Origin of the sequence: Streptomyces sp. NPDC005925, assembly GCF_040638805.1 — a bacterium.
GTDB lineage: Bacteria > Actinomycetota > Actinomycetes > Streptomycetales > Streptomycetaceae > Streptomyces.
Genome location: NZ_JBEXVL010000015.1, coordinates 95,341 through 117,940, shown reverse-complemented (window position 1 = coordinate 117,940; position 22,600 = coordinate 95,341). Strand labels below are relative to the sequence as shown.

General features: G+C 72.6%; 20 protein-coding genes, 1 tRNA gene and 1 pseudogene. 10 read left to right on the top strand and 12 right to left on the bottom strand.

The window, feature by feature from the left end:
* The first annotated feature begins 207 nt into the window (after window positions 1-207).
* Genes ABZ354_RS19220 through ABZ354_RS19200 form a run of 5 tightly spaced genes read left to right on the top strand, consistent with a single transcriptional unit; the run spans window position 208 to window position 6,063 of the window.
* Window positions 208-3,249, top strand: a complete 3,042-nt coding sequence (locus tag ABZ354_RS19220; RefSeq protein ID WP_358658187.1) for a nitrate- and nitrite sensing domain-containing protein — start codon at window positions 208-210, stop codon at window positions 3,247-3,249.
* Window positions 3,246-3,749, top strand: coding sequence for a roadblock/LC7 domain-containing protein (locus ABZ354_RS19215; RefSeq protein ID WP_358658185.1), 504 nt, complete (start codon window positions 3,246-3,248; stop codon window positions 3,747-3,749). Before ABZ354_RS19220 ends, ABZ354_RS19215 begins: the two co-directional genes overlap by 4 nt.
* Window positions 3,746-4,168, top strand: a complete 423-nt coding sequence (locus tag ABZ354_RS19210; RefSeq protein WP_358658183.1) for a DUF742 domain-containing protein — start codon at window positions 3,746-3,748, stop codon at window positions 4,166-4,168. The genes ABZ354_RS19215 and ABZ354_RS19210 overlap by 4 nt, the downstream gene beginning before the upstream one ends.
* Complete coding sequence (locus ABZ354_RS19205; RefSeq protein ID WP_358658181.1) at window positions 4,149-4,787, top strand: ATP/GTP-binding protein; 639 nt, start codon at window positions 4,149-4,151, stop codon at window positions 4,785-4,787. The genes ABZ354_RS19210 and ABZ354_RS19205 overlap by 20 nt, the downstream gene beginning before the upstream one ends.
* 13 nt (window positions 4,788-4,800) lie before the next feature.
* On the top strand, window positions 4,801-6,063 hold the full coding sequence (locus ABZ354_RS19200; RefSeq protein WP_358658179.1) for a styrene monooxygenase/indole monooxygenase family protein: 1,263 nt from the start codon (window positions 4,801-4,803) through the stop codon (window positions 6,061-6,063).
* On the opposite strand, the gene ABZ354_RS19195 is transcribed toward ABZ354_RS19200, so the two are convergent.
* From ABZ354_RS19195 to ligD, 11 genes and pseudogenes are all read right to left on the bottom strand, one after another.
* On the bottom strand, window positions 6,027-7,226 hold the full coding sequence (locus ABZ354_RS19195; RefSeq protein WP_358658177.1) for an NlpC/P60 family protein: 1,200 nt from the start codon (window positions 7,224-7,226) through the stop codon (window positions 6,027-6,029). The genes ABZ354_RS19200 and ABZ354_RS19195 overlap by 37 nt on opposite strands.
* 103 nt (window positions 7,227-7,329) lie before the next feature.
* The gene (locus ABZ354_RS19190; RefSeq protein ID WP_358658175.1) at window positions 7,330-7,668 is read right to left on the bottom strand and encodes a hypothetical protein; all 339 of its coding nucleotides are present in this window, start codon (window positions 7,666-7,668) and stop codon (window positions 7,330-7,332) included.
* 10 nt (window positions 7,669-7,678) lie between these two features.
* A complete protein-coding gene (locus tag ABZ354_RS19185) occupies window positions 7,679-8,332 on the bottom strand; it encodes a TetR/AcrR family transcriptional regulator (protein ID WP_358658173.1) in 654 nt (217 codons plus the stop codon).
* Between the two features lie 49 nt (window positions 8,333-8,381).
* Window positions 8,382-9,320 (bottom strand): diiron oxygenase, encoded by a 939-nt coding sequence (locus tag ABZ354_RS19180; protein ID WP_358658171.1) that lies wholly within the window; start codon window positions 9,318-9,320, stop codon window positions 8,382-8,384.
* Between the two features lie 140 nt (window positions 9,321-9,460).
* The gene (locus ABZ354_RS19175) at window positions 9,461-10,921 is read right to left on the bottom strand and encodes a penicillin-binding protein 2 (protein WP_358658169.1); all 1,461 of its coding nucleotides are present in this window, start codon (window positions 10,919-10,921) and stop codon (window positions 9,461-9,463) included.
* Window positions 10,918-12,414, bottom strand: coding sequence for an FtsW/RodA/SpoVE family cell cycle protein (locus ABZ354_RS19170; RefSeq protein WP_358658167.1), 1,497 nt, complete (start codon window positions 12,412-12,414; stop codon window positions 10,918-10,920). The genes ABZ354_RS19175 and ABZ354_RS19170 overlap by 4 nt, the downstream gene beginning before the upstream one ends.
* Before the next feature lie 43 nt (window positions 12,415-12,457).
* Complete coding sequence (locus tag ABZ354_RS19165; protein WP_358658165.1) at window positions 12,458-12,991, bottom strand: SH3 domain-containing protein; 534 nt, start codon at window positions 12,989-12,991, stop codon at window positions 12,458-12,460.
* 508 nt (window positions 12,992-13,499) lie between these two features.
* Window positions 13,500-14,744, bottom strand: a pseudogene (locus ABZ354_RS19160) (ATP-binding protein); the annotation flags it as partial.
* A complete protein-coding gene (locus ABZ354_RS19155) occupies window positions 14,741-15,547 on the bottom strand; it encodes a hypothetical protein (RefSeq protein WP_358658163.1) in 807 nt (268 codons plus the stop codon). The pseudogene ABZ354_RS19160 and the gene ABZ354_RS19155, both read right to left, overlap by 4 nt.
* 378 nt (window positions 15,548-15,925) lie before the next feature.
* Window positions 15,926-16,429 carry a dual specificity protein phosphatase family protein gene (locus ABZ354_RS19150; protein ID WP_358658161.1) on the bottom strand — a complete coding sequence of 168 codons (504 nt, stop codon included), beginning with the start codon at window positions 16,427-16,429 and terminating at the stop codon, window positions 15,926-15,928.
* Between the two features lie 247 nt (window positions 16,430-16,676).
* A complete protein-coding gene (gene ligD / locus ABZ354_RS19145) occupies window positions 16,677-17,567 on the bottom strand; it encodes a non-homologous end-joining DNA ligase (protein WP_358658159.1) in 891 nt (296 codons plus the stop codon).
* A 62-nt stretch (window positions 17,568-17,629) separates the two neighbouring features.
* Between ligD and ABZ354_RS19140 the strand changes: the two genes are divergently transcribed.
* The 3 genes from ABZ354_RS19140 (at window position 17,630) to ABZ354_RS19130 (ending at window position 19,621) form a co-directional block, all read left to right on the top strand.
* A complete protein-coding gene (locus tag ABZ354_RS19140; protein WP_358658157.1) occupies window positions 17,630-18,706 on the top strand; it encodes a Ku protein in 1,077 nt (358 codons plus the stop codon).
* A gap of 300 nt (window positions 18,707-19,006) precedes the next feature.
* A complete protein-coding gene (locus ABZ354_RS19135) occupies window positions 19,007-19,393 on the top strand; it encodes a hypothetical protein (RefSeq protein WP_358658155.1) in 387 nt (128 codons plus the stop codon).
* A gap of 42 nt (window positions 19,394-19,435) precedes the next feature.
* Entirely contained in the window at window positions 19,436-19,621 is a 186-nt protein-coding gene (locus ABZ354_RS19130; RefSeq protein WP_358658153.1) for a hypothetical protein, read from the top strand.
* A gap of 573 nt (window positions 19,622-20,194) precedes the next feature.
* On the opposite strand, the gene ABZ354_RS19125 is transcribed toward ABZ354_RS19130, so the two are convergent.
* Window positions 20,195-20,266 (bottom strand) — tRNA-Arg (locus ABZ354_RS19125).
* A gap of 275 nt (window positions 20,267-20,541) precedes the next feature.
* Here ABZ354_RS19125 and ABZ354_RS19120 point away from each other — a divergent pair.
* Both ABZ354_RS19120 and nrtL read left to right on the top strand, forming a co-directional pair.
* A complete protein-coding gene (locus ABZ354_RS19120) occupies window positions 20,542-21,072 on the top strand; it encodes a response regulator (RefSeq protein WP_358658215.1) in 531 nt (176 codons plus the stop codon).
* Window positions 21,073-21,190: 118 nt separating this feature from the next.
* A complete protein-coding gene (gene nrtL, locus ABZ354_RS19115; protein WP_358658151.1) occupies window positions 21,191-22,579 on the top strand; it encodes an ArgS-related anticodon-binding protein NrtL in 1,389 nt (462 codons plus the stop codon).
* Window positions 22,580-22,600: the final 21 nt, after the last annotated feature.

Sequence of the window (22,600 nt, the reverse complement as noted above, 5' to 3'; positions counted from 1 at the left end):
CCGGCCGACCGGGACGGGCCGGTGAAAAGGCCACAGGAACTTGCCCCTCAACTCCGGTCCGATGTTCACTCCTTCGGGTGGCGGCTCAGGTGATGCGCGTTCCATGCCCACCGGCGCTGGGAGGGTCGGGGAGGTACCGGGGGTACGCGTCAGTTGACAGCACGTCACCCGGGCCCATGGGTACACGAGTCAGGAATGCGAGCACCGGTGCAGAAGACGCGGCCTCGTCGCACAGGCAAGCAGGCGGCCCCCAAGGGGAGCGGTGAGCACACCCCCCAGACCCCCGGCACGCCGGTGGGCAAGGGCCGCCCGACCCACGTACGCAACCGCCTCATCGTGGCCGTCGCCGTGGTGGCGGCCGCGATCGCCGGGGCCGGAGCGCCCTCGATCGTCGCGGCGTCCGGGCAGCTGAGCGACTCGCAGGACCTGGTGACGCTCGCCGAGCAGACCCGGGACGCCCTCACCCTCGCCCACTCCCTCGCCGACGAGCGCGACGAGGTCACCTCGTACGTCGCCTCAGGACGGCCCAAGGACAAGGCACCCTCGGAGCAGCGCGGCGCCCGTGTGGACCGGCAGGTCGAGGAGCTGCGGGCCGACCCCGACACCCCCGCCTCGCTGCGCGCCGACCTCGACGGCATCGCGGCCGTCCGCAGGGCGGCACTCACCGGCAAGAGCACCGCCCTCCAGGCACACCAGGCGTACTCCACCGCCATCGACGAGCTGCACCGGCTCGCCGAAAGGCTGGCCGAGCAGATGCCGCCGCGCGCGGGATCCGGCGCCTACGCGCTCGCCGAGCTGGACTCCGCCGTCCAGCAGGCCGCCTCCGCCCGCGGCCTGCTGCTCGCCGCCCTCAACGTGCCGCACAGCACCCGGTCCGTCATCGACCCGGTGACCGGACTGCCCGTCGCGTCCTCGTCCGGCTCGGCGGCCGACACCAAGCAGCGCGACGCGCTCACCGCCGCCGCCCGGCAGGCTCACGTGCGCTCGGCGGCCGCGCTCGCCGACTTCCACGCCACGGCACCCACGGCGGCCCGCACCTCGTACGACTCCACGATCACCGGCCCCGAGGTGAACTCCGCGGACACGTACCTCGCCGCCCTCACCGACGAGCCGCGCCTGTCCGGCGCCGAACTCGACACCGACGCCAAGAAACTCGACGCCGCCCTCTCCGCCCGCGTCGACCTGATGCGCGGAGTCGAGTCCGCCCTCAACGAGAAGCGCACCCGGGAACTCGCCCGGCTGCGCGACGACGACGTCACCGCGCTGGAAATCCGCATCGCGCTGCTCGGCGCCCTCATGCTGCTCACCATCGGCATCGCCACCGGCATGGCCCGCACCCTCACGCGCCCGCTGTCCGTGCTGCGCCGCGGCACGGCACGGCTCGCCGAGGCGGAGGACCCGGCCGCCGAGGAACCGGTCTCCTTCACCGGCCGCAACGACGAGTTCGCCCAGACCGTCCGCTCCGTGAACGCCCTGCACGCGCGCGCCGCCTCCCTCGCCGAGCGCATCACCACCCTGGAGGGCGACCGCAAGCACCTCGTCGGCCAGCGCCAGAAGATGGCCGACGCCCGCGAGGAACTGCGCGCCGAACTCGCCGCGTCCGCGGCCCAGCTGGAGATCGTCCGCAAGAGCATCGGCGGCACCTTCGTCAACCTCGCGCTGCGCACCCTCGGCCTGGTGGAGCGGCAGCTCGCCGTCATCGAGGGCCTGGAGGAGCGCGAGCAGGACCCGGACCGGCTGGCCACGCTGTTCAAGCTCGACCACTTCGCCACGGTCATGCGCCGGCACAGCGAGAACCTCCTCGTCCTCGCCGGTACCGAGCACGTCCACCACAGCTCGGGTCCCGTGCCGCTGGTCGACGTCGTACGGGCCGCGGTCAGCGAGATCGAGCGGTACGAGCGCGTCCGCATCGCCGCGCTGCCGCCGCACGCGCACGTGGCGGGCTTCGCCGCCGACGACCTGTCCCACCTGCTGGCCGAACTGATGGAGAACGCCACCTCGTTCTCCCCGCCCGACCTGCCCGTCGAGGTCTCCGGCTGGCTGCTGGAGAACGGCGAGGTGATGCTCTCCGTCCAGGACGAGGGCATCGGCATGACCGAGGAGCGCCTGGAGCGCCTCAACGGCCGCCTCGCCGACTTCGAACCGGACGCGCCGTACGACCTCGAGGACGACGACGGACTCGGGCTCGGCCTGTACGTCGTGGCCCGTCTCGCCCACCGCCACGGCGCGCGGGTGCAGTTGCGGGAGCAGAAGCAGGGCGGGATCGCCGCGGTCCTCGTCCTGCCCAAGGGTCTGCTGGCGACGCCGGGCGCCCCCCAGCTGTCCGCCCCGGCCGGCACCCCGCCGGTGTCGCTGCCGGGCGCGAACGCGGAGGCCAACTCCAACACGCTCCCCGGCCGCACGGACGGCGGCGACCCCCTGGTCGCGCTGGCCGAACAGGCGGTGCGGCGGGCGGAGGAAGAGGCCGGGCAGCGGGCCGCGCAGGAAGCCGCCGCCGCGACGGCCGCCGCCGAGACGGCCGCCGCCGAGGCGGGCCGTGAGGCGACCGGTGAGGCGACCGGTGAGGCGGAGCAGGCTCCGCCCGCCGCCCCCGAGGACGGCACGCCCGCCCCCGGTGCGGACGAGTCCCGTGCGGACCAGTCCCGCGCGGACGACCCCGGTGCGGACCAGACCGAGCCCCGGGCAGGGCAGGACGCCGCCGGGGCACCCGCCGCGGAGCGTCCCGCCGAGACGACCATGGAGCTGCTGCTCCCCGAGGCCCCGGCCGACGACAACCCGGCCGCGGCCACCACCCCAGGCGCGGGCGCCGACGACGCCGTCCCGCCGCAGCCGGCCGAGGCGTCGCCCCAGGTCGCGTTCATCCCCGGCCAGTCCCGCACCGAGCCCGAGCCGTCACCGGCGCCGCCCCCCGGCCCGTACGCCATCGGGCCCGACACACACGATCGCGCGCCCGACGAGGGCAGCGAGTCCGAGCCGCCGCCGGTCACCGAGAAGGGCCTGCCCAAGCGGACCCCCCGGATCAGCGCGCCCACCGAGGCACCGCGTCCGCGCGCCGGCTCCGTCGACGCCGAGGCGCTGCGCCGCAGACTGGGCGGGTTCCACCAGGGGGCGCAGGCCGGACGGCGTGACGTCGAGGTGGAGATCGCCGAACAGACCGCCCAGACGAAGGGGCCTCAGGCGGGACCGACTGGAGAATCCGGGGAATCCGAAGTAGCCACGGGGGGCACCGTCGAGGAGGCAAGCAGTTGACAGCTCCCACTACCTTCGGCCTGAGCACTGAGGCCCGCAACCTGCACTGGCTGCTGACGAACCTCGTCGAGGAGGTGCCCGGCATCCTCTCCGTCGCGGTGGTGTCCTCCGACGGTCTGCTGCTGCTGTCCTCGGACCCCGGCCGCAACGCCGCGGCACGCGAGGCACGCGGCGGCACGGCCGGCGGCCCGCGCGGCTCGGCGGCGGACCTCGCCACGATCGTCTCCGGCATCGGCAGCCTCACCATCGGCGCGGCCAAGCTGATGGACAACGGCCCCGTCCGGCACACCATGGTGGCGATGGAGGAGGGCAGCCTCTTCGTCATGTCGATCAGCGACGGTTCGCTGCTCGGAGTGCACGGCTCCGCGGACTGCGACATGAGCGTCGTGGCGTACCACATGGCCCTGTTCGTGGGCCGTGCCGGGCACGTCCTGACGCCCGAACTCCGCAGCGAGCTCAGAAAATCCCTGGAGTCCGAGCCGACGGTGAGCGACCGATGAGCAGCAGCGCCCAGCACAACCTCCCCAGGCGCGGTGCGGAGCGCAAACCCGCCCGTGTGCGTCCCTATTCGCTCACCGGGGGCCGCACCCGCTTCGGGCACGTGCTGCTCGTGGAGACGTTCGTCGCGAGCACGGCGGCACTCGACGCACCCGAGGAGCGCAAAGAGCTGACGAACGGTACGCTCACCTCCCGCGTGATGCCGGAGATGCGGGCCATCGTCGAACTGTGCCGCCGCATGCGCACGGTGGCCGAGATCGCCGCACTGCTCAAGATGCCGCTCGGCGTGGTCCGGGTGCTGCTGAGCGACCTCGCGGACCAGGGAAAAATCCGTGTGTACGGGACCGGGACCGGCCATGGCGCGGGCCGGCCGGACCGCGTTCTGCTGGAAAGGGTGCTGAGTGGACTCCGTCGTCTCTGACTCCGCTGCTGGCGTTTCCCCACTCGTCGAACCCGACGAGCCGTTGCTGCCCTGGCAGACGGACCGGGCCAGAGCACCGATCGCGACGAAGATCGTGGTGGCGGGCGGGTTCGGCGTCGGCAAGACCACGCTGGTCTCCGCCGTCTCCGAGATCACGCCTCTGCAGACCGAGGCGCTGATGACCGAGGCCAGCGAGGAGCACGACGACCTCACGGCCACGCCGGAGAAGCTGACCACCACGGTGGCCATGGACTTCGGCCGCATCACGCTCGACGACGACCTCGTGCTGTACATGTTCGGCACGCCTGGCCAGCAGCGCTTCTGGTTCATGTGGGACGACCTGGTGCGCGGCGCGATCGGCGCCGTCGTGATGGCCGACACCCGCCGCCTGAAGGACTGCTTCCCCGCGCTCGACTACTTCGAGAGCTGCGGACTGCCGTACGTCGTCGCCGTCAACCACTTCGACGGGAGCAGGCTCTACGAGCCGGAGGACGTCCGGGAGGCCCTGACGATCCCGCCGCACATACCTGTCATGATCATGGACGCGCGCCGCCGGATCTCGGTGATCGAGACCCTCCTGGCCCTCGTCGGTCACGCGCTCGACGAAACCCCCGAGTAGGAGAACCACCCGCATGCGGAAGATACTCGTCGTCGGAGCCGGACAGTCCGGCCTCCAGATCGCCCTCGGACTCCAGTCGCACGGGTACGAGGTCACCTTGATGTCCAACCGGACCGCGGACGAGATCCGCGCCGGGCGGATCATGTCGACGCAGTGCATGTTCGACATCGCGCTGCAGCACGAACGCGACCTTCAGCTCAACTTCTGGGAGTCCCAGGCCCCGAAGGTACGAGGTCTCGGCGTGTCGGTGGCCGTCCCCGGCTCGTGGGCCGAGGGTCCCGCGCAGCGCGCGATCGACTGGTTCGGACACCTCGACGCGTACGCCCAGTCCGTCGACCAGCGGGTGAAGATGGCCGGCTGGATGGAGACGTTCGCGCAGCGCGGTGGCCAGCTCGTCATCCACGGCGTGGCGGTCGGCGACCTCGACTACTTCTCCCGCGCCTACGACCTCGTGCTCGTCTGCGCCGGCAAGGGTGAGCTCGTCCAGATGTTCGAGCGCGACCCGGAGCGCTCCCCGTACAGCGAGCCGCAGCGCGCCCTCGCCGTCTCCTACGTGCACGGTCTCGGCCCCCGCCCGGAGCACCCGGACACCGAGGGCGTCCGCTGCAACCTGGTGCCGGGCGTCGGCGAGCTGTTCATCATGCCGTGCCTGACCACCTCGGGCCGCTGCGACATCCTGTTCTGGGAAGGCATACCCGGGGGACCGCTGGATGCCTTCAACGGCGTCAAGGACCCGGCGGAGCACCTCTCCCTGACCCTGGAACTCATGGAGCGGTACACCCCCTGGGAGTACGCGCGGGCCACCAAGGTGGAACTGACCGACGCGGGCGGCACCCTCGCCGGCCGTTACGCCCCCACCGTCCGCAAGCCCGTCGGCCGGCTGCCCGGCGGCGGCGCGGTGCTCGGCGCCGCCGACGTGGTCGTGGCGAACGACCCGATCACCGGCCAGGGCTCCAACTCGGCGTCCAAGTGCGCCGCCGCCTACCTCGCCTCGATCGTGGAGCACGGCGACAAGCCGTTCGACGAGGACTGGATGGAGCGGACGTTCGACCGCTACTGGCAGACGGCCCAGCACGTCACCAAGTGGACGAACGCGATGCTGGCGCCGCCGCCCGAGCACATCCTGAACCTGTTCGGCGCCGCCACGGAGCTCCGGCCCGTCGCCGACCGCATCGCCAACGCCTTCAACGACCCGGCCGACTTCGAGAACTTCTTCTACGAGCCGGACAAGACCCGGGACTACCTGGCGGAGCTCTCCGTGCCCGCGGGGGCGTAAGGCCCGTACCCCTCGTCCGGTCCTTCCGTGGCCCGCTCGGGGAGCTCCGGTGGCGCGTACCGCGCCAGGGGCTCCCCGTCCGGGTCGGGGCGTACCGCGCCCAGCACCGGGTTGGCCGCGACCGGCGAGACCTTGATCCTCGCACCGGGACGGGGCGCGTGCACCACCAGGCCGTCGCCCAGGTAGAGGGCGACGTGCGTGGCCTCGGGGAAGTACACGACGAGGTCACCGGGCCGCAACTGGCGCATCGGGACCCGTTCCAGCCGCGCCCACTGCTCCTGGCTGGTGCGCGGGACGGGCGTCCCGGCGTGCGCCCAGGCCCGGGAGGTCAGCCCCGAGCAGTCGTACGTCCGCGGCCCCTCGGCGCCCCATTCGTACGGCTTGCCGAGCTGGCGCACCGCGAAGCGCACCGCACGCCTCCCGGCCGCGGTGGGTTTGCGGACGCCGCTGAGCGCGCCGGACGCCACGATCCGCTTCTGCGCCCTCGCCACGCCGGCCTTCTCCAGCTTCGCGACCTCGGTGAGCTGGTCGTCGGTGAGGGAGGCGAGCAGTTTCTCGACCTTTTTCAGGCGCCGCCGGACGTCGTCGCGTGTCCTCTTGCGCCGCTCGGTCAGGACGAGCTGCGCGTCGAGGGCCGCGCGCGACCTGCGAGCGACCCTGTCCGCCCTCTTCTCGCTGCCGGTGAGCCGCTCCACCGTCTCGGCCCGGCCACGGGCCACCCGCCCGATCACCTGTCCCTCGTCGAGGGCGCGCTGCGGGTCGCGGGCCAGCAGCAGGCGTACGTAGGGGGAGATGTCGGTGCTGCTCTGGTACTGCTGGCGGGCCAGCCGTCCGGCGGCGCGCCGGCTGTCGTGCAGCGCGAGCCGGGCGCGGGCGAGTTCGCGTTCGAGGCGGGCGGTCTCGGCGCGCCGCTTCCTCAGCCGTTCCCCGGTCGTGTTGTACGCCTCGGTGGCGCGTTCGGCCTCGCGGTACAGCTGCTGAAGGTCCCTCAGCAGTCCGGCGACGGGCCGCTCGGGCGGGTCCTTGGGACCCGGTCCGGGTTCGGACGCGGACCGGCCGCCGGGGTCCGCGGGCTGCGGTGCGGCCGTCGCCGGGACGGCGACGAGGACGGCCTGGGCCGCCACCGCAGCCGCACAGACCAGACGCAGAAGCCTTCCTGACACGTCATCACCTCCGGTGCGGGGCGGCTCCTCCGCTCCGCACCGCGAGCATCGGCCGTGCCCGCGCGGTCCGCGCGCCGGGTGTGCGCGGTTCGGCGCAACCCCGTCACCCGTCGGTGTCCTCCGGCTTGCCGCCCGGCGTGGCGTCCGGCGGAGCGTCCGGCCGGGTCTCCCGACGGGGTGCCGGCTTGGACCACGGCCACTTCGGACCGCCGCCGTCCGCACCCTCGGGGTCGTACGCGTACTTCCAGCGGCGGGTGAGGCCGACGCGACCGCTCGGGTCCCGGGGCACGCGGCGGTAGACGAGGACCGTGGGCGGGCCGCCGTGCGGGTCGGGGACGGGGATGCGGTACGTCCTGGGCGGGTGGCCGGTCATGCCGGTCAGCACGGGCAGCACGCGGCCGTCCATGGGCCCGCCCTCGAACGGGGTGTCTTCGCTTCTCACGCCACCAGTGTCAGACATCCCCGGAGAACGTGAGGACCAGCGCCTCCGTCTGCGGGTCGCGCCGGGCGGTCACCGACAGCAGTGCGAGGAACTGCTCCACGAGCCAGTCCCGCAGCTCGTCGGCGGGCGGCTGTTTGTCCTCGTCGAGCCAGATCAGGGACGCCGCCTCGACGGCCGTGATCCACATGCGGACCGTCATGCGCAGCCGGGTACCGGGTTCGCTGACACCGAGATGGCTGAGGATGTGCTCGGCGGCGCCACGCCGTACGCCGTCCACGATGGCGCTCGTCCGGGACGTCTCGGCGACGCTGCCGCCCCGCAGCAGGGCGCTGAAGCCGGCGTCGTGATCGGCGACGAACGCGAGATAGCGGTCCAGGGCGCTGGACAGCCTGGTGAGCAGAGGGCCCTCGCGGGGCTCGTCGAAGCACTGCTCGAGTTCCTCGGCGGCGGACCTGAGGGCGGCCTCGTACAACTGCTGCTTGCCGCCCGGGAAGTAGCGGTACACCAGCGGACGGGACACGCCCGCCCGCTCCGCCACGTCGTCCAGGGAGACGTCCTCCGGGGCGCGGTGGGCGAAGAGGGACAGCGCGGCGTCGAGGAGCTGACTGCGGCGCTCCTCGACGCTGAGCCGGCGGTAGGCGGGGCCGGCGGCCTGCGGGGTCATGCCCGCAGCGTAACCGGTGCCGCCCACCGCGACCCGGTCTGCCGCAGGGTCAGGCAAGCAGGCCCGACGACCGCCACAGCTTGCGCCCCACGCCGCGCAGTACGCCGATGTCGTCCAGGAAGTCGGTCAGGCGACCGGCGCCCTTCTGCATGACCTCGCGGCGGTGGGCGCTCGCCTTGACCTGCGCCATCGCCTCCCGCTTGTCGAGGCCGACGTTCGTGTACACGTCCGGGTTGACGAACGCGACCGAGAAGACCCGGGCGAACTCGCCGGAGGTGAGCCGGGTGAACTCCTGCGACCACTTCGGCGCCGTCACCATCTGGCGGCGCAGCTCCTCACGGGCGTAGCGCACGTGCCGCGCCTCCTCCACGACGTGGATCTTCGTGACACCGCGGATCAGCGGCTGGACGCGCTCGTCGGGGAAGGTCAGGCGCTGCATCCAGTCGAGGATCTCCTCGCCGAGCAGGGTCGCGGTGAACGAGCCGGGCGTGGTGGAGATGGTCTTGAACAGCCGGCCGAGGTTCTGGTGGACGCGGCTGACCGGATACCAGGGCGTCCCGCCGCGCTCGATGAGCCGCGCGAACATCTTCGAGTGCCGGCACTCGTCCTCGATCTCGGTCAGCGCGTACCGCACGTGGGCGCTCGTCGCCGCCTTGTCGTAGATGTGCCGGCACAGCAGCTGCATGAGGATGATCTCGAACCAGATGCCGAGGGAGGCGAGCGCGGCGGCCTCGTGCCGGGACAGCGAGATGCGCTGTTCCTCGCTCATCCGCTTCCACATCGGGGTGCCGTACAGCGACACCAGCTCCGGCGGCCAGAACCACTTGCCCTCCTCGAAGGGCGCTTCCCAGTCCAGCTCCTTGTCCGGGTCGAAGGAGTGCCTGGCCGACGAGGCGAGCAGCCGTTCGGCCACCTGCTCCCGGTCCTTGAGCAGGCCGAGCGCGTCACGCAGCCCTTCGAGCGCGTCGGCTTCCGTCAGGGTCGTCATGCTGGTTCCACCTCGTCGTGCGGGGGCGTGTCTGGGTTACCGGCGGTTCACCTCCCTTATGAGACTGCGTGTCAGTAAGGTCGTCAATCCCTTCCGCGCGATTTGTTTCGACCGGCCTCCGCCCGGCGCGGCCACCCGCCCTACGTCCTGCCGAGCACCGCCTCCATCACCGCCCGCGCGACGGGTGCCGCCACCCCGCCGCCCGTGATGTCCCCGCGCCGCGCCGAGCCGTCCTCCACGACCACCGCGACCGCCACCTTCGGTTCCATGTCGCGGTCCGCCCGCGCCCACGACACGAACCAGGCGTACGGCGTGCCCGCGTTGCCGAGGCCGTGCTGGGCGGTGCCCGTCTTGCCGCCGACCGTCGCACCGCGCACCGCCGCGTTCCGCCCGGTGCCGCGCTCCACGACGTCCCGCATCAACGCCCGCAGCCGTACGGCCGTCGCCGGGTGCATCGCCTGCCGCGCCGGGCGCGAACCGGCCGTCCGCAGCGTCTCGCCACCCGGCCGCGTCGTGCGCTCCACGAGGTACGGCGCCCGCACCCGCCCGCCGTTCGCGACCGCCGCCGCCACCGTCGCCATCTGCAGCGGCGTGGCACGCGTGTTGTACTGCCCGATGGACGACAGCGCCAGCTGCGCCCCGTCCACCGACGTGTCGAAGGTGCTGCGCGCCACGGGGAACGGAATGCGCAGGTCACCGTCGTTGAAGCCGAACGCCTCCGCCGTCGCCGCCATGTCCCGCACCCCCACGTCCACGCCGAGCTTCGCGAACACCGTGTTGCACGACCAGGTGAACGCGTCCCGCAGCGAGGCGTTCCGGCAGCCGCCGGTCTCGTTCGCCAGCCGCGTCGTCGTCCCCGGCAGGGTGTACGGGTCGGGGGAGCGGGTCGGCTCGTCCAGGTTCCGGATCACACCCGCGTCCAGCGCCGCCGCCGCGGTGACCACCTTGAACGTCGAACCCGGCGGATACGTCTGCCGCACCGCCCGGTTCAGCATCGGCCGGTCCGCGTCGCCGTTCAGCCGCGCCCACGACCGCGCCACCGACGCGCCGTTCCCCGACAGCTCCTGGGGGTCGTACGACGGCGCCGACACCAGGGCCAGGATGCGGCCCGTGGCCGGCTCCACGGCCGCGACGGCGCCCTTGCGGGAACCGAGCCCCTTGAACGCCGCGCGCTGCGCCGCCGGGACGATCGTCGTCTCCACGTCGCCGCCCGGACTGCGGCCGCGCGTCAGGTCGTTCCACAGCGGGAACGGCGTCAGCACCGGGTCGGAGCCGGAGAGCACCCCGTCCTCCGCCCGCTCCAGCAGCGACGTGCCGTACAGCTGGGAGGCGAAGCCGGTGACCGGCGCGTACAGCGGGCCCTCGGCGTACGTCCGCTCGTGGCGCAGCGGCTCGGCGGTGTCGCGCGAACCGGTCACCGGCCGCCCGCCGACCAGGATGTCGCCGCGTGGCTCCCGGTACCGGGCGATGTCCTGCCGCCGGTTCGCGGGATTCGCGTCGTGCGCCGGGCCCCGCACCACCTGCACCCGCGCGGCGTTCACCAGCAGCGCGGCCAGCAGCAGCGCGCAGAACAGCGCGGCGTGCCGGATGTGGCGGGTCACGACGGGGTCACCGGGTGCGGGCCGGGTTCGGCGTGCCGCGGGTCGTGAGGGGGCCGGGGGCTCAGGTGGGCCGGGGGCGGCCCGGGTCCGGTGTCGGACGCGTGGTGAAGCTCGTGGCCCGGGTGGACCGGCCGCGGCTCGGGTTCCTCGTCGTGCGGGCGGCGGGCCGAGTCGCTCACGCGGGCCAGCAGTGCCACGATCGCCCAGTTGGTGACGACCGACGAGCCGCCCTGGGCCAGGAACGGCATCGCCATCCCGGTCAGCGGGATCAGCCCCGTCACGCCGCCCGCGATCACGAACACCTGGAGCGCGACGAGCGAGGACAGCCCGACGGCGAGCAGCCTGCCGAACGGGTCGCGCAGCTCCAGGCCCGCCCGGTAGCCGCGCTCGACCAGCAGCCCGTACAGCAGGAAGATCGCGGACAGACCCGCCAGGCCCAGCTCCTCGCCCGCCGTGGCCAGGATGAAGTCCGACTTGGCCGCGAAGCCGATGAGGACGGAGTGGCCGAGGCCGAGCCCGGTGCCCAGCATGCCGCCGGCCGCGAACGCGAAGAGGGACTGCGCGAGCTGGTTCGCCCCCTCGCCCGCCTCGATCGACGCGAAGGGGCTCAGCCACTCCCGCACCCTGCCGTGCACATGCGGTTCCAGCCGGCCCACGGCCACCGCGCCCAGCGAGGCCAGCGACAGGCCGACGGCGATCCAGCCGGTGCGGCCGGTGGCGACGTACAGCAGGACGACGAACAGGCCGAAGAACAGCAGGGAGGTGCCGAGGTCGCGTTCCAGGACCAGCACGCCGACACTCAGCAGCCAGACGGTGAGGATCGGGCCGAGCACCCGCCCGGTCGGCAGCCGCACGAACCAGAGGCGGCGGCCCGCGTACGCCAGCGCGCCGCGGTTGGCTGCCAGGTACGCGGCGAAGAACACCGCCAGCAGCACCTTCGCGAACTCGCCCGGCTGGAGGGAGAAACCGGCGATCCGCACCCAGAGCCGAGCGCCGTTCACCGCCGGGAAGAAGATCGGCAGCGTCAGCAGGCCCAGCGCCGCCACGACGGAGACGTACGCGTACCGCCGCAGCACCCGGTGGTCCCGCAGCACCAGGACGACCACGATGAACAGGGCCACGCCCAGGGTCGACCACACCAGCTGGGCGGGGGCGTCGCGGTCGCCCGGCGTCTCCAGGTCGAGCCGGTGGATCAGGACCAGCCCGAGCCCGTTGAGCAGCACGCCGATCGGCAGCAGCAGGGGATCGGCGTACGGGGCCCTGAGGCGCACCGCGAGATGCGCCAGCAGGGCGAGCGCGCCGAGCCCGGCGCCGTAACGGGCGGCGCCGGGCGGGAGAGAGCCGTGTCGTGCGAGGCCGACAGCGCAGTAGCCGTACACGCAGAGGAGCACGGCCAGGACGATGAGGGCCAGTTCGACACCACGGCGCCCCGAGAGGCGGGCGGCGGACGCCACGGGCTCCGCCGTCGCCAGGGTTGTTCCGGCCTCGCTCATGCCTGGAACCTACCCAAAAGGGGCGTGTGGTGTCCTTCGGGCATCAGCACCAGCGCGGCGCGGGACCGATGTTGTCGATGTAGCGCGCCGCGCCCCAGGCCCAGGTGCCGTCCGGGAGCAGGTACCAGAGCGGGTTGCCGTCGATCGTCTCGCCGCCGGTCTTGCAGTAGATGTTCACGATGTCGCCCCGGTGGGCGTACCGGATGATCTGCGAATTCCGGTTCGGCGCGCTGCGCAGCAGGAGGGTGCTCGCCGTCACGACCCCCCGGTAGTAGCGGGACGAGCTGCCGTCGCCACCCATGGCGCCCGTGCCCTCGGCGGCACCGGCGTCGGGGGCCTGCCCGGCGGTGTCCGTGTCGCCGGTGGCGTCGGCGGTGCCGGGATCGTCGGCCATGCTGTCGGCCATGCCGGTGCCGTCGGCCGTGCCGTTGTCGTTCGTGGTGTCGTCGCTGTCGTAGGTGCGGCTGCCGCTGCCCGTGCCGTTGCCCCAGTCGGCGTGTGCGACGGCGGGCGTGGCGGCCGTGGCCGCGAGTACCCCGGCGGCGGCTGCTATGGCAAGGCGGGAACGCAGGGACATGGGAATACCTCCATGTGCGGGCGAAGAGGGTCAAACCTCACTGATCGCCACGGTAGAGTCACCCACGGTGCGGTGCGCGCCACGCTGCGCCATCGGGAGGGCACGCGGTCGGTTCCCCGTCGACCTCTTCGACTGCCGGGAGCGCGGACGGCTCGTCGGCTTACGGCGTGGCCGGTTGACCGGGTTGGTCCGGGGTCGGCTCGTCGGCTCGGACTGCGACTGGCCTGTGGGACGGGTCCGGGGTCGGCTCGTCGGCTCGGGCCGGGGCCGGTTGAACGGGTTGGCCCGTGGGCCGGTCTGCGGACCGGTCAGGGAAGCCGTCTGGGGACGGCCGGTCGGACGGGTCCCTGTGCGGGTCCTCGGGCTGGTTCCGGTGCGGAATCCTGGGCGGGTCCCCGTACGGGATGTCGGGCGGGTTCCCGAACGGGACCTCGTACGGATCCTTGTAGGGGTCCTCGTGCGGAGCCTCGTACAGCGCCTTGTACGGGTCCGCGAACGGGGCCCCGGGCGGCAGGCTCAGGCCGGCCACCGCCCCGCCGCCCTGGGCGTTCGCGAACCGCAGCCGGGCGCCCAGCACCTCGGCCTGCCCCAGCGCGATGGTCAGCCCCAGCCCGTGCCCCCTCGCGCCCCCTTCCGTACGGAAGCGCTGCGGCCCGTGCGTCAGCAGGTAGTCGGGGTAGCCGTCGCCGTGGTCCCGCACGGTGACCTCCGGACCGTCCACGGTCACCACCACGGGTGCCTGTCCGTGCCGCAGCGCGTTGGCCACGAGGTTGCCCAGCACCCGCTCCAGCCGCCGCCGGTCCGTCTCGACCACCGTGTCCCGTACGACCCTGACCTCCGCACCGCCTCCCGAGGCCCGCACCACGCGCTCCGCCAGCGGCCCCAGTTGCTCGGAGTCCGCCTCCAGCCGCTCCCGGCCGGTGTCCAGCCGGGAGATCTCCAGCAGGTCCTCGGTGAGGGTGCGCAGCGCCGCCACCCGGTCCTGCACCAGCTCGGTCGGGCGGCCCGGCGGCAGCAGTTCGGCCGCCGCGTGCAGGCCCGTCAGCGGCGTACGCAGCTCGTGCGCGACGTCCGCCGTGAAGCGCTGTTCGGCGAGCAGCTTGGCCTGCAGCGAGGCCGCCATGGAATCCAGGGCGGCGGCGACCGCGGCCACCTCGTCCGGGCGCGTCGCGTCCCGCTTCGCACGCGGGTCGCCCACCCGCGCGTCCAGGTCGCCCGCGCTGATCCGCCGGGCCACCCGCGCCGTGGCGTGCAGCCGACGCGTCACCCGCGTCACCGCGAACGCCCCCACCAGCACCGTCGCCCCGATCGCCAGCACCGACGACCACAGGATGGCCCGGTCGAGGCCGTCGATGGTGCGGGCCTGCTGCGAGTAGTCGACCGCGACGGCCAGTGCCCGCCGGCCGTCCACGGGGCCCGCCGCCCACATCGTGGGCCGCCCCTCGTGATGGGCGACCATCGTGCCGCGTTCCCCGCCCACCGCCAGCGCCCGCAACGACTCCGGCAGCCCCGGCGGATCCACCTGCGCCCCGGACACGAGGGAGTCGCCCGCCTGGTACGCGGCGGTGGCCTCCGACAGCCGCGTGAGCGCGAGGCCGCGCGCCTCGTCGACGGTCTGCCCCGTCACCGACACGTGCACCAGGACCCCCAGCAGCGCGGCGAGCGCACAGCACATCACCGTGATGAACACGGCGGCCCGCACCGCGAGCGCCGCCGTCCAGCGGGGCAGGAGCGACCGACGGGGCCGCCTCACGGCGCGCTCACCGCCGGGGCGGGGGAGTCGGGGGGAGGCGAGTCCGAGGGGGAGGCGTTCGGCCGTGAGGTGCCCGAGGGAGAGGTCTCGGCCCCCGGGGGCGAGGTGTCCGAGGGACGGGGCCGTCCGGACGGTCGCCGGCCACCGGTGGGCAGCATCTCGTCGTGCGTGAGCAGCATCGCCCGCTGGTCGGGGTCCCAGGTCCACTGGAGCCGGTACTCGTACCCCGAGACCTCCGACGGCGCCCGGACGATCACCGACCGCCCGGCCAGCTCGACGGCGCTCACCGCGTCGTCGTTCTCCATGACCCGCACCAGCCGGCGCCGGTGGTCGACCGTGTAGACGCGTACGGCGGTCATCCTCGCCGGCCGCAGCGAGAACCCCAGCGTCATGTCCTCGCGCCCGTCACCGGTCAGATCCCGGTAGTACGGCTCCAGCACCGGGCACGCCGAGCGTCCGGCGCCGCCGCAGTCGCGGAACACCCGGGCCGTCTCGCGGTACGGCGCCTTCGCCCCGGAATAGTCCTCGGGGTGCGCGGCGATCTCCGCCCGTACGACGGCCACCGGGTCCGCCTCGCGGATGTCGCCCCCGGGGACACGCACGCCCTTCACGATCTCCGTCTCCGCCTCGTCGTAGTCCCAGGCAGGACTGGACGCCGGGGTCATCGAGGGCCACAGCCGCGCCGGACCGACCGCGGTGGGCGTCGCCCCCGCCCCCTCCAGACTGCCGGCGTCCCCACAGCCCGCGACCGCCGCCCACAGCAGAGCGACGGCGGCGATACGCGCGGGGCGACGGGACGGCACGGTGCTCCTGGCTCCTGGGAATCGACGACGCGAAGGCCCGTACACCTTATTCGCGCGGGCGTCCGGCCACACGGGGCACGGACCTCGTACCTTCGATCGGGAGGGCCGGCTTCGGAGCTGTTGAGCGGTGGGCAGCCCCGATCTCGGCGAGCGGGAGGCCGGACCCCGTGTCCGTCGAGTGGGAGACGGACTCCATACCCGCCGAGCGGGAGGTTGGCCCCCGTATGCGCCGAGCGAGAGGCAGACCCCGATGCCCCGCCGATCGGGAAACGCGACCCCGAACGCGCCGATCGGGAGGCCGGACCCCCGTTTCCGGCTGGGATCCCGGACCTCCCGTCCCCGCCTGGGGCCCCGGACCGCAGGTCACGTCCGGGACCCCTACTCGGCGAGCTCCTCCAGCAGCCGTGCCGTGGTCAGCCCGGCCCGCAGGTACTCCACGAACAGCTCGTTGTGCAGCGCCCACGACGAGCGGCGGGCCCGGATCAGCCGGATCGCGTCGTCGGGGGACATCCCCTTGCGCGTCAGGGCGTGCGCGACGACGATCCCCGACCGGTTGTACCCCTGACAGCAGCGGACCAGGACCTTGCGGCCCCCTTCGAGCGCGGCGCACGCGGCCTCCGCCAGCCGCATGACCCCCGCGAGCTGCGTGCCGTCGAGCGGCCCGTCGGGGATCGGCCACACCTGATGCTCCACGCCGGGATCGGGCCCGTGCCCCGGCATCCTCACCAACGACTGCACAAGATCGAACTGGCCTCGCACCACGGCGAACTCCAGCTGCCCGGAGTGCCCCTTGAACTCGTACCCGCCCATCCACAGTCCGGGCACGATCTCGTCCCAGGGGCGATCCGGTGCCGGTACGGGTTCTGTCCTGCGCGTACGCAACAGCGCCTCGCCTCCCCACCCCTTCCGGGGTCTGCCCGGCGGATCAGGTCAACTCCTGTCAAAGGTAGCCCGGTTCTTGCCCGTGGAGTATCCCGCCTGTTCGGGGACGGCGGAGTGACGGCGCACGAACGGACCCGCGGAACCCGGCGGGAGGGGGACCCACGGCTCGGACACGGGGGACCCGGAGGGAGGGGGCCCCACGGCACGGACACGGGGGAGGGAGACACACGAAACGTGGAAGACGGGGTCAGGACAGGGGCAGGACGCCGGCCCGCTCGCCGCCCTCGAACAGCGGCGCCATGAGGTCCCCGTAGTCCTGGAGCCGGGGCGGGATGTCCCGGGCGAGGAAGGCGAGCTGCGCGGGATCACCACAGTCCGCGACCTCCTCCCAGGTGACGGGCGCGGAGACGAGAGGCTCGGCGCGGGCGCGCAGCGTGTACGGCGCCGCGGTGGTCTTGCGTGCGGCGTTCTGACTCCAGTCGACGAACACCTTGCCGGGCCGCAGGCTGCGCGTCATCCGGTGCAGGACGAGCCGCGGCATGGCCGTCTCGGCCTCGACGGCGAGTGCCCTGGCGTACTCGGACACGCGCTCGGAGGACGCCCCGCGCACGGCGGCGAGCAGATGCAGCCCCTTGGACCCGGAAGTCTTGGTGTGGGCCTCGAAGCCGTCGGCCGCCAGCCGCTCCCGCAGCCAGAGGGCGACCTCGCAGCAGTCCACGACGGTGGCGGGCGGGCCGGGATCGAGGTCGAAGACGATCCGGTCGGCGAGAGCGGGCTCCCGCGCCACCCACTGGTGGGTGTGGAACTCGGCGACGAGATTGGCGGCCCACATCAGGCTCGGCAGATCCTCCACGAGCACCATCCGGGCCGGGCCCTCGGAGCGGGGGACCTCGGCGGTGGTGACCCAGTCGGGCGTACCGGGCGGCACGTTCTTGGTGAAGAAGACCTGTCCGTCGGGCCCGTCCGGATATCGCAGGAAGGACACCGGCCGATCCCTCAGGTGGGGCAGCAGAACGTCGGCGACGGTCGCGTAGTAGTGCAGCACCTCGCCCTTGGTGAAGCCGGACGCGGAATACAGCACTTTCTCCAGGTTGCTGAGCGCGACCCGCCGCCCCGCCACCTCTGTGATCGGCGTCATACGATGAGAATCCCACGAAAACGGTACGAACCAGTCGCCGACCCCGTCGAAAGGGTGCTGACGTGAGATCCATATGGAACGGAGCCGTCTCCTTCGGCCTGGTGAGCATCCCCGTCAAGCTGGTCAACGCCACCGAGAACCACGCGATCTCGTTCCGCCAGATCCACACGCAGGACGGCGGCCGCATCCGCTACCGCAAGTTCTGCGAGCTGGAGGACCGCGAGGTCACGGGCGCCGAGATCGGCAAGGGCTACGAGGACGCGGACGGCACGATCGTTCCGATCACGGAAGAGGACCTGTCCCACCTGCCCCTGACGACGGCCAAGACGATCGAGATCGTGGCGTTCGTCCCGGCGGACAGCATCGACCCGCTCCAGATGGACGCGGCGTACTACCTGGCGCCGGGCGGAGCGCCGGCGGCAAAGCCGTACACGCTGCTGCGCGAGGCCCTCAAGCGCAGCAACAAGGTGGCGATCGCCAAGTTCGCCCTGCGCGGCAGGGAACGCCTCGGCATGCTGCGCGTGGTCGGCGACGCCATCGCCATGCACGGCCTGCTCTGGCCGGACGAGGTCCGCGCCGCCGAGGGCGTGGCGCCCGACACGGCCGTCACGGTCCGCGACAAAGAACTCGACCTGGCGGACGCCCTGATGAACACCCTGGGCGAGGTCGATCTGGAGGATCTGCGCGACGAGTACCGCGAGGCGGTCGAGGAGGTCGTCGCAGCGAAGGCAGCGGGCGAGGCGCCCCCCGAATCCCCGGGAGCCGCGGCCGGCGGCAAGGTCCTCGACCTGATGGCGGCCCTGGAGAGCAGCGTCCGCTGGGCGAAGGAAGCACGGGGCGGGGAGGCCGAGGTCCACGACCTCCCGCCGAGCAGGCGACCGGCGTCGAGGCCGACACCGAAGGAGACGGGCGCGAAGAAGTCGACGTCGACGGCGAAGAAGACGACGGCCGCGAAGAAGACGACGTCGGGAACGAAGAAGTCCACATCGACGACGGCGGCGAAGAAGACGGCGGCGAAGAGGACGGCGGCGAAGAGGACGGCGGCGGCGAAGAAGACAACGGAGAAGGCAACGGAGAAGAAGGCAACGGCGAAGAAGACCCCGGCGAAGAAGACGCCACAACGCAAGCGCTCGACCTGAGGCCTGAACCTGAGACCTGGACGACGAACGAGAACCGCAACCGGTGAACCACGCCCCACCGGCCGGAGAACCACGGGCCGGGGACCCACCGAGCCGGAGGCCCACAGAGCCGGGAACGGAGGGAAGGGTGCGGATCGCATCCGCAAATAGCAGGCAAGTGAAACCATATACACAAGTACCGGCCGACGAATCGATAAGTACGCAAGGGCATCCGGGGTGTAACGCATCTACGCCAACGGGACGCAGAAGGAGGGGAGAGAAACCCGTCACCCCGTCCCCCACGCATCAGATCGGATTCCTGTGAGCGGCCACGACCCGGTACCCGGATACCAGTCCCACGACCCGCAGTCCTACGACCCGCCCTACGACCGGCAGCCCCCGCGCCGCGAGCGCGCCCCGCGCGACAGCCGGGCGGCAGTACGCCGAACAGCCCTGACGATCTGCACGATCGCGGACACGGCAGCCGGCATCCTCGGCCTCTGGATCGTGCTCTACCTGCTGGACGCGAATGAGGCGAACGGATTCGTCGATTTCGTGCACGGCACGGCGGACTGGCTCTCCGGATGGGCACAGGACATTTTCACGATGGACACAGAGGGCCTTCGAGTGGCCCTCAATTACGGCCTCCCGGCCATCGTCTATCTCGCGATCGGCCACGGAATAGCGGCCCGCCTCAACCGCGCCTGACGGCACGGGGCCTGTGCGACAGCGAAAGGAAGAAACGGCACCGTGACAAGCATCCCCACCGAAGGCAACCACCCGCCGATCTACGAACACCTGATCCGCGAACTGGGCGACGCGGTGGCAGAAGCCCAGCGAGCAGCCGCCCACACCCAGCACAAGGCGGCGCAACTCCTGGGCCCCCGCCACCCGCCCCACGCCAACGCGGCGCAGGCCCCCCACCGCCACCGCTGACATCCCACGGGCCATTGCCGCTCCCGCCGGAACTCGTTGAGGAAACCGCCGCCCTGGGCGCGTACCCCACCGCGCTCGGACGCGGCCGACCACGACAGGCTCTCAGCGGAAGGCCCCACATGCCCGACACCGACGTCCACGTACGCATCGGAGAACACCGCTACGCGTACCACACGGACCCGTCCTGCCCAGCCCTGACGGGCAAGCAGGAAACTTACCGAGGTCAGACGACGATGCCGCGCCGGCAGGCGGAGGAACAGTCCTTGAAGCCCTGCGTCCGCTGCAAGAGCTAGCTTCCACGTGAGCCCTCGACCCGCAAGGGCCGGGGGCTTCACCACGTCCCGACCATCCGGCACGGGCCCTTGGCTGCCGCCTGCGCCTACCGCGTCGCATCCCGCCCCACAGACGGACGGCTGCCCCAGCGGTTGCGTCCCTGGCGGCCCCCGCCGGTGCCGTCACGGACGCCCCTGCCCCGGGAGCCCTCTAATCCGCGCCATCAGGACGTCACACACGCGAAGACCCCGTCCTCAGCGTTCTCGCTGGTGGCGGGGTCTTTGGGCACTTCCTGCGAAGTGCCCCCGGCAGGATTCGAACCTGCGCACACGGCTCCGGAGGCCGTTGCTCTATCCCCTGAGCTACGGGGGCGTGTCGCGGTGCTGGCTGTTGCTCGCGGCGACGGGTAGAACACTACCAGCTCGCTCGGGGTGGTCATGAACCGGTTTCTCGCACGTCGACCCGGTCGTCAGCCCCGCCGCAGCGCCCGCGCCCAGCCCCGCTCCAGCCCGCCCGGCCTGTCCCCCCAACCTCGTCTGCTCCCACCCCTACCCTCGCTCCCACCCCGGCATCCCACCCCGGCATCCCGCGCCCCGCCACACCTGTCCCCGTCAGCCCCGCCCCAACATCCCCCGCACGGGGTGGAAGTGGGGAAAACCCGGACGCGCCAGCCGGTCTCGACCTACTCTCGAGTGGTGCCAGGCGCTTCGGGCCGGGTCCTCGTTGTGGACGACAACAAGGTCATCCGGCAGCTGATCAGGGTCAATCTCGAGCTCGAGGGGCTCGAGGTCGTGACCGCGGCCGATGGTGCCGAGTGTCTTGAGGTTGTCCATCAGGTGCGACCCGACGCCGTCACCCTCGATGTCGTCATGCCTCGGCTCGACGGCCTACGGACCGCCGCGCGGCTGCGTGCCGACCCGCTCACCCGCGATCTTCCCCTCGCCATCATCAGTGCCTGCTCGCAGTTCGAGGTCGAGGCCGGCCTCGAAGTCGGCGTCGACGCCTTCCTCGCCAAGCCCTTCGACCCCGCCGAGCTGGTCCGTGTCGTACGGCGGCTGGTCGAGATGGAAGGGCGGACGGAGCGAGGCGACGGCGACGGTGGTCGTGGTGCTGCCTCCAGTGGGTTCGGCGGTGTGCTCGATGCCGGAGAAGCCGAGGCCGAGCCGGCCGGCAGCTGACGCAGCCGCGCCGCCGTCCGTCGGCCTTTCTCCATCCAGCCCACCTGCACCGTCCACATGCCGGGACCTCCCGAAACCAGTTCGCTCCTTCACCCCCTTCCTCCCCTACGCTTGCCCGGTGACCCCCGCCGAGCTCTCCCGCACCGTGCTGCACGCCGTGCGGCGTGCTGTCGACGGGGGAGAGCTGAGCGTGAGCGTTCCTGAGCGGGTCGTGGTCGGGCCTCCTGGGCCCGGCGGGTGTGGTGATTACGCCACCAACGTCGCCCTGCAGCTCGCCCGGCCCGCCGGGCAGCCGCCCCTGCGCGTCGCGGGGATCCTCAAGGCGCACCTTCTGGAGCTCGGCTCCGATCACGCCGTCGAGGATGTCGTCGTCACCCCTCCCGGGTTCCTCAACATCCGCCTACGGGACAATGCCGCCGCCGCGCTCGTCGCCGAGATCCTGAGGTGCGGTGCCCGGTACGGGCACGCTCATGACGACGGACACCGGGCCTGCGGGGCCGGCCTCACCCTTCACGCCCCCTACGAAGTCCGCGCCCTCGTCGTCATGGACGTCGTCGCCCGCCTCCTTCGCGCCCAGGGGGCTGACGTGCGGACCTTCTGCGGACAGACCGTACGCACCGTCGGTGACGTACGCACCGTCCGTGACGTACGCACCGTCGGAGACGCACGCACCGTCGGTGACGCGCCGCCGGAGGAGGCACCGCAGAAGGCGCCGGACGGCGCACCGGGCGATGCGCAGTGGGTCCGGGTCCTCGGACTCGAGGCCCTCGTCGGTCAAGGGATCGGGCAACCGGGACATCCGCTCCCCGGTGGCATCCCCATCCCCATCCCCATCCGCCCCGTTCCCGCTCCCGCCGACCCCACTCCCCTCGGCCGGGACGCCGCCCGCTGGGCGCTGCTGCATCCCGCGGCCCACGACCGGCCCCGCCTCGGCGAGGAGCATCTCGTCCAGCGGGAGAACAACCCCCTTTTCCGGGTGCGGTACGCCCATGCCCGTACCCGCGCCCTACTCCGCAACGCCGCCGATCTCGGCTTCACATCCGAGCCCGGCTCCCCCGAGCCCGGCTCCCCCGAGCCCTCCACCCCCGAGGCGGGCCCGCCGGCGGAAGCCCGCCCCGGCACCATCACCGGCCGCACCGCCAACACGGGCCGCACCGACCCCACCGCCAACACCGGCCGCACCGACCCCACCGGCCGCACCGCCCCGACGAGTGCCACCGACCCCGTCGGCACCACCGGGACGACCGTGCCCCCCCTCCTCACCGTCCTCGCCGACCACCCCCGCATCCTCCGCGCCGCCGCCACCGCCTACGCGCCCGATCGCCTTGCCCGGCACCTCGTCGACGTCGCCGATGCCGTGCTGCCCTTCCTGCCCGCCGTGCTGCCCGTGGGCGAGGAGAAACCCTCGGCCGCCCACCGCGCCCGGCTCGCTCTTGCCGAAGCCGCCGGGACGGTGCTGGCCGGCGGCCTTTCCCTGCTCGGCATCGACGCACCCGACCACCTCTGAGACGTAGAGAGCCACCGGAGA